Source organism: Hydrogenophaga palleronii NBRC 102513 (genome assembly GCF_001571225.1).
Classification (GTDB): domain Bacteria; phylum Pseudomonadota; class Gammaproteobacteria; order Burkholderiales; family Burkholderiaceae_C; genus Hydrogenophaga; species Hydrogenophaga palleronii.
On sequence record NZ_BCTJ01000004.1, the window covers coordinates 1 to 11,129 of the forward strand.

An 11,129-nucleotide genomic window follows, 5' to 3' on the forward strand; every position below is an offset into this window, starting at 1 on the left:
GGCAGAGCCGGACCCTTGCTGCCCCTGGTCTGGGCTACCTCATGCGCCGCTGGTCGTGCTCCGGCAGCGTGAAAAATCGTGTGTGGATCAGGGCCGATGCGCGCGCAGTTGCGCCACCAGGCGCTGCGCGCTGCCGAACGCCAGCGTGAAGCCCAGTGCGCCGTGTCCGGTGTTGAACCAGAGGTTGCCGGGGCCGCCACGCAAGCGGCCGAGCACGGGCAGGCCGGTGGGGGTGGCGGGGCGCAGGCCGGCCCAGGGGCGCAAGTCTTCGTAGCGGCTGGCATCGGGGAACAACGCGCGGGCGCTGGCCAGCAGCGAGTCGATGCGGTCGCCGGGAATCTGCGTGTTCTCGCCCACCAGCTCGGCCATGCCGGCCACACGCAGCCGCTGGCCCAGGCGCGCAAACACCACCTTGCGGGCCGCGTCGGTCACGCTCACGTGTGGTGCGGCGCCTTCGGCATCGCTCACGTCCACCGTGAGGCTGTACCCCTTGAGCGGGTACACCGGCACACGCAGGCCGAGGCTGCGCGCCAGTGGATGCGAGGCGGTGCCGAGCGCGACCACGAAGGCGTCGGCCTCGATCGGGCCGTGCGGCGTTTCGGCCGCCACGATGCGATCACCCGCACGCTTGAGCTGCGTGACGGGCGTGTCGAAGGCGAAGCGCACGCCCTGTGCACGCAGCAGGCGCAGCAGTTCGAGGCAGACCTTGTGGCAATCCGCCGCGCATTCGCTCGGTGTGTGGATGGCGCCGGCGAAGCGTGGTGCGTAACCGGCCAGCGCGGGTTCGATGGCGACGCTTTCGGCGGGTGACAGTGCGTGCTGCACGCTGCCCAGTTGCTGCTGCAGCGCCATCTGCTGGCGCGCGCTGGCGAAGCTGGCTGCGTCCTGGTACAGCACCAGTTTGCCGATGGCGGAGAAGTCGCAGTCGATGGGGTTCTCGGCCCGCAGGCGCTCGAAGCCCAGGCGGCTCTCGGCCGCCAGCGCGAGCAGGCTGGCGGTGGTGCGGCGCGACACGCTGGCGCGGCAGGCGGCGAGGAACTGCAGGCCCCAGGCCCATTGATGCGGGTCGGGCTGCAGGCGCAGCTTCAGCGGCGAGTCGGCCGCGAGCAGCAGCTTGGGCAGTTGCTGCCAGATGCCCGGGTCGGCCAGGGGCTGCACGTAGGCGTAGCTCAGCTGCGCGCCGTTGGCCGCGCTGGCACCGGTGCCGGCCTGCGCACGGTCGACCACGGTGACTTCGAAGCCCTCGCGGCGCAACTGCCAGGCTGCGGCGAGGCCGACGATGCCCGCGCCGAGCACGCACACGTGTGCCGCCTGTGATGAGGAAGGGTTCATGCGCTCACTGTAGGCAGGCGGAGCGCGGCAGAAAAATGCCAATCGCGCCAAGGCCCATGCCGCGAACTCATGGGTGGCCCATAACACCAGGGCATGGATCGGGGTGAAAAAGGCATTGTCCCCGTGGCGCGGGCGCTGCCTACACTGCGCCAGACCCATCCCCAAGGCCCTCTCTCTTTGCGCATGAGCTCCACCCGCGTCTTCCACCGCCAACTGCACCAACCCATGCCCTTCGCCGTGAGCGGGCAGGGCATCACCCTCACCGACCAGGCGGGCAAGACCTACCTCGATGCTTCGGGCGGCGCTGCCGTGTCCTGCCTGGGCCACGGCCATCCGGACGTGGTGGCCGCGATGCACGCGCAGATCGACCAGCTGGCCTATGCACACACCAGTTTCTTCACCACCGAGGTGGCGGAAGAACTGGCCAACGTGCTGATCGACACCGCACCCGCGGGCATGAGCCATGTGTACTTCGTGAGCGGTGGTTCCGAAGCGGTTGAGGCGGCGCTGAAGATGGCGCGGCAGTACTTCGTGGAGATCGGCCAGCCGCAGCGCCGGCACTTCATCGCACGGCGGCAGAGTTACCACGGCAACACGCTGGGCGCGCTCGCGGTGGGTGGCAATGCGTGGCGGCGCGAGCAGTTCAAGCCGCTGCTGATCGACGTGACGCACGTGGCGCCGTGCTACGAATACCGCCACCGCCGCGCGGATGAGAGCGCCGAGCAATACGGCCAGCGTCTGGTGGCCGAACTGTCGGACGCGATAGATCAACTGGGCGGCGAGAACGTGATGGCCTTCGTGGCCGAGACGGTGGGTGGTGCCACGGCGGGCGTGCTCACCGCGGTGCCGGGTTACTTCAAGGCGGTGCGCGAGCTGTGCGACCGGCACGGCATCCTGCTGATCCTGGACGAGGTGATGTGCGGCATGGGCCGCACCGGCACGCTGCACGCCTGCGAGCAGGAAGGTGTGGTGCCCGATCTCATGACCATCGCCAAGGGCCTCGGCGGCGGCTACCAGCCGATTGGCGCGGTGCTGGCGCAGGGCAGGGTGGTGGACGCGTTTCGCCAGGGCAGCGGGCTCTTCCAGCACGGCCATACCTACCTGGGCCACGCCATCGCGTGCGCGGCTGCGTTGGCGGTGCAGCGCGTGATCCATCGCGATGGCCTGCTGGCGCAGGTGCGTGAGCGCGGGCAGCAGTTGCAGGCCTTGCTGCATCAGGCTTTTGACGAGCACCCGCATGTGGGTGACATCCGGGGACGTGGTTTGTTCTGGGGTGTTGAACTGGTGGCCGACCGCGCCAGCAAACAGTGGTTCGACCCCGCGCGCAAGCTGCATGCCCGCATCAAGAGCGAAGCCATGGCCGGTGGCCTGATGGTCTACCCGTCGGGTGGCACGGTGGACGGCCGTAACGGCGACCACGTGCTGCTCGCGCCACCCTTCATCAGCACGCCCGCTGAGCTCGAGCAGATCGTGTCGCGGCTCGCCGATGCCATCGACCGCGCCGTGGCGGCCTGATGCATCGCCTCACAGCGGCTTCATGGGCGCGTGTTTTCGGGGTAAACCCCGTCGCCCTCGCGGCCGGTCTGCACGAAGCTTGCTAAAGGCCAACAGAAGCCTCATCGATGCACCAAGTTTGTTCAACCCCTCGAAACCTGCAGGAGCACCCAGCATGAAAAGAATCCCCCTCAGCCTGAGCACCCTGGCGGCCGCCGCCGCCCTGATGGCGCCCATGGCGCCGGCCCAGGCGCAGCAGAAGTTCATGACCATCGGGACGGGGGGCGTGACGGGCGTGTACTACGCGGCCGGAGGCGCCATCTGCCGCCTGGTGAACAAGGACCGCGCCAAGCACGGTATCCGCTGCTCGGTGGAATCCACCGGTGGTTCGGTGTTCAACGTCAACACCATCAAGGCCGGTGAACTGGACCTGGGCTTCACGCAATCAGACGTGCAGTTCAACGCCTTCAAGGGCGTGGGCCAGTTCAAGGACGCGGGCGCTTACGGCGACCTGCGCGCGGTGTTCGCCGTGCACCCCGAGCCCTTCACCGTGGTGGCGCGCAAGGAAGCCAACATCACCAAGTTCGAAGACTTCAAGGGCAAACGCTTCAACGTCGGCAACCCGGGTTCGGGCACGCGCTCGTCCATGGAAGAACTGCTGGCCGGCATGGGCTGGAAGCTGGGCGATTTCTCGCTGGCCTCTGAACTGAAGGCCGACGAACACGGCCCGGCACTGTGCGACGGCAAGATCGACGGCTTCTACTACGCCGTGGGCCACCCGAGCGCGAACATCCAGGACCCGACCACCTCGTGCGGCGCCAAGCTGGTGTCGCTCACCGGCCCGGCGGTGGACAAGCTGGTGGCGGAGAAGCCGTACTACGCCAAGGTCACGCTGCCTGGCGGCTTGTACCCGAACAACCCGCAACCGACGCAGACCTACGGCGTGTCGGCCACCGTGGTGGCATCGAGCAAGACCTCGCCCGACACCGTGTACCAGGTGGTCAAGGCGGTGTTCGACAACTTCGACGAGTTCAAGAAGCTGCACCCGGCGCTGGCCAACCTCACGCCCGAAGGCATGGTGAAGGATGGCCTGAGCGCACCGCTGCACGAAGGCGCGCTCAAGTTCTACAAGGAAAAGGGCTGGGTCAAGTGATGCACCGGGCCGCCTGAGCGGCGGCCCTGTCGTCACGCAATGGCGGAGATCTTGCTTCGCCATTTTTTTATCCTCAGCCCGAGGGTGTGGAGCGCCGCATGAGTACCGACATCGAAAAAGCCCCCGAGGCCCTGCAGCAACTGGTGGCCGACAGCGACACTGGTGGCCGCAAGCCGGTGGGCCTCACGGCCCGCGTCATCTTCGGCGTGGCCCTGCTGTGGACCCTGTTCCAGTACTGGTATGCCTCGCCGCTGCCGTTCGAGCTGGGCTTCGGCATCCTCAACGACACCGAGGCGCGCGCCATCCACCTCGCGTTCGCGCTGTTCCTGGCCTTCCTGGCCTGGCCGGCGTTCAAGCGTTCGCCGCGCAACCGCGTGCCGCTGTTCGACTGGTTGCTGGCCTTCGTGGCCGCGTTCGCCGGCGCCTACGTGATGATCTATTACGCCGAGCTCGCCATGCGCCCCGGCAGTCCGAACACGGTGGACGTGGTGGTGTCGGTGGTGGGGCTGGTGTTGCTGCTGGAGGCCACGCGCCGCGCGGTGGGCTGGCCCATGGCCGTACTGGCGCTGCTGTTCCTCGCCTACTGCATGCTCGGCCCCTGGCTGCCCGAGGTGGTGGCGCACCGGGGTGCCTCGCTCAATCGCCTGATCTCGCACATGTGGCTGACCACCGAGGGCGTGTACGGCATTGCGCTGGGCGTGTCCGCCGGCACCATCTTTGTCTACGTGCTGTTCGGCGCGCTGCTCGACCGGGGCGGCGGTGGCAACTACATGATGCAGGTGAGCTTTGCGGCGCTGGGCCATCTGCGTGGCGGGCCGGCCAAGGTGGCGGTGGTGTCGTCGGCGCTCAACGGCACCATCTCGGGCTCGTCGGTGGCCAACGTGGTCTCGGGCGGCATCTTCACGATCCCGCTCATGAAGAAGGCGGGCTACGGCGGTGTGAAGGCTGGCGCGATCGAGACCATGTCTTCGGTGGACGGGCAGATCATGCCGCCGGTGATGGGCGCGGCGGCTTTCCTGATGGTGGAGTACGTGGGCATTCCGTACTCGGACATCGTCAAGCACGCCTTCCTGCCGGCCATCCTCTCGTACATCGGCCTGTTCTACATCGTGCACCTGGAGGCGGTGAAGCTCGGCATGCAGCCGATCGTGAAGCGCACCCAGACACCGCTGCGCGACCGCGTCATGCGCAACGCGCTGGGCGTCACTGGCACCATCGTGCTGGTGTGCGCGGTGTACTACCTGATCCTCGGCTTCAAAGCCGTGCTCGGCCCGGTGGCACCGTATGCCGTGGGCGCGCTGGTGGTGACGCTGTACCTGGTGGCCGTGTGGCAGGCCGCGAGCTGTCCGGATCTTCAGACCGACATCGACATCGACAACCCGCGCCCGCTGCAGACCTGGCCCACGGTGCGCGCCGGCCTGCACTTCATCATGCCCATCGGCATCCTCATCTGGTGCCTGATGGTGGAAGAGATGTCGCCCGCGCTGGCGGCGTTCTGGGCCGTCACTTCGCTGGCAGTGCTCATGGCCACGCAGCATCCGCTGATCGCGCTGTTCCGCCGCGTGCCCATGGGCAACGCATGGCGCGAGAGCTTCGATTCGGTGGTGGAAGGTTTCCACAACGGCGCGCGCAACATGATCGGCATCGGCGTGGCCACGGCCACCGCCGGCATCGTGGTGGGCGGCATCACGCTCACCGGCCTGGGCCTGCGCATGACGGAGTTCGTTGAACTCGTGTCGCAGGGCAGTGTGATCCTCATGCTGCTGTTCGTGGCCATCTCCTGCCTGGTCATCGGATTGGGTGTGCCGACCACCGCCAACTACGTGCTGGTGGCCACGCTGATGGCGCCGGTGGTGGTGGAGCTGGGCGCGCAGTCGGGGCTGATCATTCCGCTGATCGCAGTGCACATGTTCGTCTTCTATTACGGGATCATGGCGGACATCACACCGCCGGTGGGGCTGGCCACCTTCGCGGCCTCGGCCATCTCGGGCGAGGACTCGCTGCAAACCGGCATCCAGGGGTTCATCTACGCCTCGCGCACGCTGATCCTGCCCTTCATCTGGATCTTCAACCCGCAGATCCTGCTGATCAACGTGGACGACCTGGGCGAGACCCTGCGCGTGATCGCGGCCAGCATTCTCGCGATGCTGCTGTTTGCGGCCATCACCATGAACTGGTTCCGCGTGAAGAGCCGCTGGTGGGAGGGCGTGCTGCTCGGCATGGCCGTGATCCTGCTGTTCCGCCCCGATGTGTTCATGGACCAGCTGGCGCCCGAGTACCGGGATGCACCGGCGGCCGAGGTGTTCGACATCGCACGCGACAAGCCCGACGACGGCCGCGTGATCTTCGTGCTGCAGGGCACGACACTGGAAGGCAAGGACCTGACCAAGACCGTGGCCGTGCAACTCGGCGCCAAGGGCGAGGACGGGCGCAAGCGCCTGGACGAGGCCGGCCTGCGGCTGGTGGGCCTGGGCGAGCAGATGCAGGTGGCGCAGGTGCGGTTCGGTTCGCGCGCGGCCAAGTCGGGCTTCGAGCAGGGTTGGGACGTGGTCTCGGTCAAGGTGCCTTCGGGCCGTGCCTCGCCGCACTGGTTCTACCTGCCGGCGCTGCTGCTGGTGGCGTTCGTGTGGTGGAACCAGGGCCGGCGCGTGCCCGCCCCGCGAGCCTTGAAAGCGGCTTGAGATGCGCATCGCACTCATCCATGCACTGGCGCATTCGGTGGCCCCCATCAACGAGGAGCTGGCGCGTGCCTGGCCGCAGGCCGAGCGCATGAACCTGCTCGACGACAGCCTGTCTGCCGACCTCGCTCGCAACGGGTGCGGCCTTGACGCCACCATGCATGAGCGCTTCGAGGCGCTTGCGGCCTACGCCGAGGGCACGGGCGCCCGGGCCATCCTGTTCACCTGCTCGGCGTTCGGCCCCTGCATCGAGGCCGTGGCCCAACGCCGGCCGCACATGCCGGTGCTCAAGCCGAACGAGGCCATGGTGGCCGAGGCGGTGGCTGCGGCGGGCGGGGGGCGCATCGGCCTGGTGGCGTCTTTTGCACCCACCCTGGCCTCCATGCCGGCGGAGTTTCCGGCCGACACCGACCTGGCCAGCGGGCTCGCCGAGGGCGCCATGGAAGCCCTCAACCGGGGCGATGGTGTCGGCCACGACGATCTGGTCGTGGAGGCGGCGCGCCGGCTGGTGGGGCAGGGCTGCGGCGTGATCGCCCTGGCCCAGTTCAGCATGGCACGTGCGCAAGCCGCCGTGCACCGCGCCCTGGGCGTGCCGGTGCTCACCACCCCGGGCAGTGCCGTTCGCGCATTGCAGCGTCGCCTCGGGGGCTGAATTCGGCCGGCCGGGTCAGAGACAGCGGATAGAATCGCGGGTTGCCGTGAAGTGGACGACCGGCCGCACAGCGCCGCCAGGTGCTGCGCCGGTCACGCCCGATGAGGCGCGCGGGTGGCGAAATTGGTAGACGCACCAGGTTTAGGTCCTGACGCCAGCAATGGTGTGGGGGTTCGAGTCCCCCCCCGCGCACCACACAACCGACAAACAGACAGACCCCATGGGTCGGCCAGACAGGCTGGTTGACCGACACCCTTTTGGAGAGAAACATGACCGTGACCGTTGAAACCCTGGAGAAGCTGGAGCGCAAGATCACGCTGACGCTGCCGGCCGCCGTGATCCAGAACGAGGTGTCGAACCGCCTCAAGCGCATCGCGCGCGACGTGAAGATGGACGGTTTCCGTCCCGGCAAGGTGCCGATGAACGTCGTGGCCCAGCGCTATGGCTACTCGGTGCACTACGAAGTGATGAACGACAAGGTGGGCGAGGCTTTCAGCAGCGCCGCCAACGAAGCGCAACTGCGTGTCGCCGGCCAGCCCAAGATCACCGAAAAGGAAGGCGCGCCCGAAGGCCAGCTGTCTTTTGACGCGGTCTTCGAGGTGTACCCCGAAGTCAAGCTGGAAGACCTGTCCACCGCCACGGTGGAAAAGGTCTCGGCCGAAGTGACCGACGCCGCCATCGACCGCACGCTCGACATCCTGCGCAAGCAACGCCGCACCTTCGCGCAACGCGCGCAGGACCAGGCCGCCCAGGACGGCGACCGCGCCACCATCGACTTCGCCGGCAAGATCGACGGCGAACCCTTCGAAGGCGGCAAGGCCGAAGCCTTCCAGTTCATCGTGGGCGATGGCCAGATGCTCAAGGAATTCGAAGACGCCGTGCGCGGCATGAAGACCGGCGAGTCCAAGACCTTCCCGCTGGCTTTCCCGGCCGACTACCACGGCCAGGACGTGGCCGGCAAGACCGCCGACTTCCTGGTCACGGTCAACAAGCTCGAAGCCGCCAACCTGCCGACCGTGGACGAAGCCTTCGCCAAGTCCCTGGGCATTGCCGACGGCACGGTGGAAGGCCTGCGCGCCGACATCCGCAAGAACCTGGAGCGTGAAGTCAAGTTCCGCCTGCAGGCCCGCAACAAGCAGGCCGTGATGGACGCCCTGGTGTCCAAGGCCGAGTTGGACCTGCCCAACGCCGTGGTGCAGGCCGAGCTGGAGCGCCTGGTGGAAGGCGCGCGCGCCGACCTCAAGCAACGCGGTGTGAAGGATGCCGACAAGGCGCCGATCCCCGAAGAGCTGTTCCGCCCGCAAGCCGAGCGCCGCGTGCGCCTGGGCCTGGTGGTGGCCGAACTGGTGCGCGCCAGCGAGCTGCACGCCAAGCCCGAGCAGATCAAGGCCCACATCGAAGAGCTGGCTGCTTCCTACGAAAAGCCGGCCGACGTGGTGCGTTGGTACCAGGGCGACAACCGCCGCATGGCCGAGGTGGAAGCCATCGTGATCGAAAACAACGTCACGGAATTCGTGCTGTCCAAGGCACAGGTCACCGAAAAGGCGGTCAGCTTCGACGAGCTGATGGCACAGCAGGCCTGAGGCGCTGCGTGCGCTGAATGACGAAGGGCGGAGCGATCCGCCCTTTCTTTTTCCGCAGTGCCCCCCATCTGTGTCCCGTCAGCCGCCCTGCGGCCGTTCCGGTCTTGTGCCGCTCGGCACGGGGGCGACGGCCGGTTGGTTACAGTAGTGGCATGGCAAGCATCAACACATGGAGAAACGCATGAGCGCAATGGACATTCAAGGTTTGGGCATGGTGCCCATGGTGATCGAGCAATCGGGCCGTGGCGAGCGCGCGTACGACATCTATTCGCGCCTGCTCAAGGAACGTGTGATCTTCCTCGTGGGCCCGGTCAATGACCAGTCCGCCAACCTGGTGGTGGCACAGCTGCTGTTCCTGGAAAGCGAAAACCCGGACAAGGACATTTCCTTCTACATCAACTCGCCGGGCGGTTCGGTGAGCGCGGGCATGGCGATCTTCGACACCATGAACTTCATCAAGTCCGATGTGTCCACGCTGTGCATCGGCATGGCCGCCAGCATGGGCGCTTTCCTGCTGGCCGCGGGCGCCAAGGGCAAGCGGTTCGCGCTGCCGAACTCCAAGGTCATGATCCACCAGCCGCTGGGCGGCACGCAGGGTCAGGCGACGGAGATCGAGATCCACGCCCGCGAGATCCTCAAGACCCGCGAGCAGCTGAACAAGATCCTGGCCGAACGCACCGGCCAGCCGCTCGAGAAGATCGAGCGCGACACCGAACGCGATTACTACCTGTCGGCGGCCGAATCGGCCGAGTACGGGCTGATCGACAAGGTCATCGAAAAGCGCCCCGGCACGGTCTGAGCATCCGACCCTGTCCGCTGAGCCCCGTGCAGGCTGCGAAACCCGGAGACGGCGCCAAAATGGGGCCTTTTCCGCCGTTTGGCCCTCGCGGGGCTTGAACTATCATTGTTGTTACTGCGTCACCTGACCTTCCACACCTATGGCCGACAAAAAAGCCGCCTCCAGTGAAAAAGCGCTCTACTGCTCGTTTTGCGGCAAGAGCCAGCACGAGGTCAAGAAGCTGATCGCCGGTCCCTCGGTGTTCATCTGCGACGAATGCATCGACCTCTGCAACGACATCATCCGCGACGAGTTGCCCGGTCTTGAAGCGGTGAAGGCCTCCGGCGACGACGTGCCGACGCCGGCACAGCTCAAATCCAACCTGGACAACTACGTCATCGGCCAGCAGCCCGCCAAACGCGCGCTCGCCGTGGCGGTCTACAACCACTACAAGCGCCTGCGCCACAAGGTCAACGCCCGCAAGGACGACGTGGAGCTGGCCAAGAGCAACATCCTGCTGATCGGCCCGACCGGTTCCGGCAAGACCCTGCTCGCGCAAACCATGGCGCGCATGCTCAACGTGCCCTTCGTGATGGCCGATGCCACCACGCTGACCGAGGCCGGCTACGTGGGTGAAGACGTGGAGAACATCGTCGCCAAGCTGCTGCAGAGCTGCAACTACGACGTCGAGCGCGCTCAGCAGGGCATCGTCTACATCGACGAGATCGACAAGATCACCCGCAAGTCCGACAACCCGTCCATCACGCGCGACGTCTCGGGCGAGGGCGTGCAGCAGGCGCTGCTCAAGCTGATCGAGGGCACCATGGCCTCGGTGCCGCCGCAAGGGGGCCGCAAGCACCCGAACCAGGATTTCCTGCAGGTCGACACCACCAACATCCTGTTCATCTGTGGTGGCGCCTTTGCCGGCCTGGAAAAGATCATCGAGAACCGCACCGAGGCCTCGGGCATCGGTTTCGGCGCCTCGGTCAAGAGCAAGAAGCAACGCAGCCTGACCGAAGCCTTCAAGGAAATCGAACCAGAAGACCTGATCAAGTTCGGCCTCATCCCCGAGCTGGTCGGCCGTGTGCCGGTGATCGCCGCCCTGTCCGAGCTGAGCGAAGACGCGCTGGTGGAGATCCTCACCGAGCCCAAGAACGCAGTCGTCAAGCAGTTCTCCCGCCTGCTGGCGATGGAAGGCGCCGAGCTGGAAGTGCGTCCGGCTGCGCTGAAGGCGATTGCCCGCAAGGCGCTGGTCCGCAAGACCGGTGCCCGTGGTCTGCGCTCGATACTGGAAAACGCGCTGATCGACACCATGTTCGATCTGCCGGGCATGAGCAATGTCGAGAAAGTGGTGGTTGACGAGTCGACCATCGAAGAAAACAAGCCTCCCCTGCTGGTGTACCGCGAAGCGGCCAAGCAGGCTTGAACGAGACGGCGGGCCGGGCCAGCCCGCCGCCCC

The 11,129-nt window shown here is 66.6% G+C and carries 8 protein-coding genes and 1 tRNA gene; 8 read left to right on the forward strand and 1 reads right to left on the reverse strand.

What is annotated here, in order from left to right:
* Nucleotides 1-87: 87 nt before the first annotated feature.
* The gene (locus tag HPA01S_RS04625) at nucleotides 88-1,332 is read right to left on the reverse strand and encodes a D-amino acid dehydrogenase (protein ID WP_066267320.1); all 1,245 of its coding nucleotides are present in this window, start codon (nucleotides 1,330-1,332) and stop codon (nucleotides 88-90) included.
* A gap of 183 nt (nucleotides 1,333-1,515) precedes the next feature.
* Here HPA01S_RS04625 and HPA01S_RS04630 point away from each other — a divergent pair, with 183 nt between their 5' ends.
* From HPA01S_RS04630 to clpX, 8 genes are all read left to right on the forward strand, one after another.
* Entirely contained in the window at nucleotides 1,516-2,847 is a 1,332-nt protein-coding gene (locus HPA01S_RS04630; RefSeq protein ID WP_066267321.1) for an aspartate aminotransferase family protein, read from the forward strand.
* Between the two features lie 154 nt (nucleotides 2,848-3,001).
* On the forward strand, nucleotides 3,002-3,979 hold the full coding sequence (locus tag HPA01S_RS04635) for a TAXI family TRAP transporter solute-binding subunit (protein ID WP_066267323.1): 978 nt from the start codon (nucleotides 3,002-3,004) through the stop codon (nucleotides 3,977-3,979).
* Between the two features lie 98 nt (nucleotides 3,980-4,077).
* Complete coding sequence (locus HPA01S_RS04640; RefSeq protein ID WP_066267325.1) at nucleotides 4,078-6,660, forward strand: TRAP transporter permease; 2,583 nt, start codon at nucleotides 4,078-4,080, stop codon at nucleotides 6,658-6,660.
* Between the two features lies 1 nt (nucleotide 6,661).
* Entirely contained in the window at nucleotides 6,662-7,309 is a 648-nt protein-coding gene (locus tag HPA01S_RS04645) for an aspartate/glutamate racemase family protein (protein ID WP_066267327.1), read from the forward strand.
* Between the two features lie 108 nt (nucleotides 7,310-7,417).
* Nucleotides 7,418-7,504: transfer RNA gene (locus HPA01S_RS04650), tRNA-Leu, on the forward strand.
* Nucleotides 7,505-7,578: 74 nt separating this feature from the next.
* Nucleotides 7,579-8,892 (forward strand): trigger factor, encoded by a 1,314-nt coding sequence (tig, locus tag HPA01S_RS04655; RefSeq protein ID WP_066267329.1) that lies wholly within the window; start codon nucleotides 7,579-7,581, stop codon nucleotides 8,890-8,892.
* A 181-nt stretch (nucleotides 8,893-9,073) separates the two neighbouring features.
* Nucleotides 9,074-9,691: an ATP-dependent Clp endopeptidase proteolytic subunit ClpP gene (gene clpP, locus HPA01S_RS04660; RefSeq protein ID WP_066267646.1), complete on the forward strand. Its 618-nt coding sequence runs from the start codon at nucleotides 9,074-9,076 to the stop codon at nucleotides 9,689-9,691.
* Between the two features lie 139 nt (nucleotides 9,692-9,830).
* Nucleotides 9,831-11,096, forward strand: a complete 1,266-nt coding sequence (gene clpX, locus HPA01S_RS04665) for an ATP-dependent Clp protease ATP-binding subunit ClpX (protein WP_066267330.1) — start codon at nucleotides 9,831-9,833, stop codon at nucleotides 11,094-11,096.
* Nucleotides 11,097-11,129 lie beyond the last annotated feature (33 nt).

Coding starts and splice junctions, on each gene's coding strand:
- HPA01S_RS04625 (WP_066267320.1), bottom strand. CDS start 1,332: ATGAACCCTTCCTCATCACAGGCGGCACACGTGTGCGTGCTCGGCGCG.
- HPA01S_RS04630 (WP_066267321.1), top strand. CDS start 1,516: ATGAGCTCCACCCGCGTCTTCCACCGCCAACTGCACCAACCCATGCCC.
- HPA01S_RS04635 (WP_066267323.1), top strand. CDS start 3,002: ATGAAAAGAATCCCCCTCAGCCTGAGCACCCTGGCGGCCGCCGCCGCC.
- HPA01S_RS04640 (WP_066267325.1), top strand. CDS start 4,078: ATGAGTACCGACATCGAAAAAGCCCCCGAGGCCCTGCAGCAACTGGTG.
- HPA01S_RS04645 (WP_066267327.1), top strand. CDS start 6,662: ATGCGCATCGCACTCATCCATGCACTGGCGCATTCGGTGGCCCCCATC.
- tig (WP_066267329.1), top strand. CDS start 7,579: ATGACCGTGACCGTTGAAACCCTGGAGAAGCTGGAGCGCAAGATCACG.
- clpP (WP_066267646.1), top strand. CDS start 9,074: ATGAGCGCAATGGACATTCAAGGTTTGGGCATGGTGCCCATGGTGATC.
- clpX (WP_066267330.1), top strand. CDS start 9,831: ATGGCCGACAAAAAAGCCGCCTCCAGTGAAAAAGCGCTCTACTGCTCG.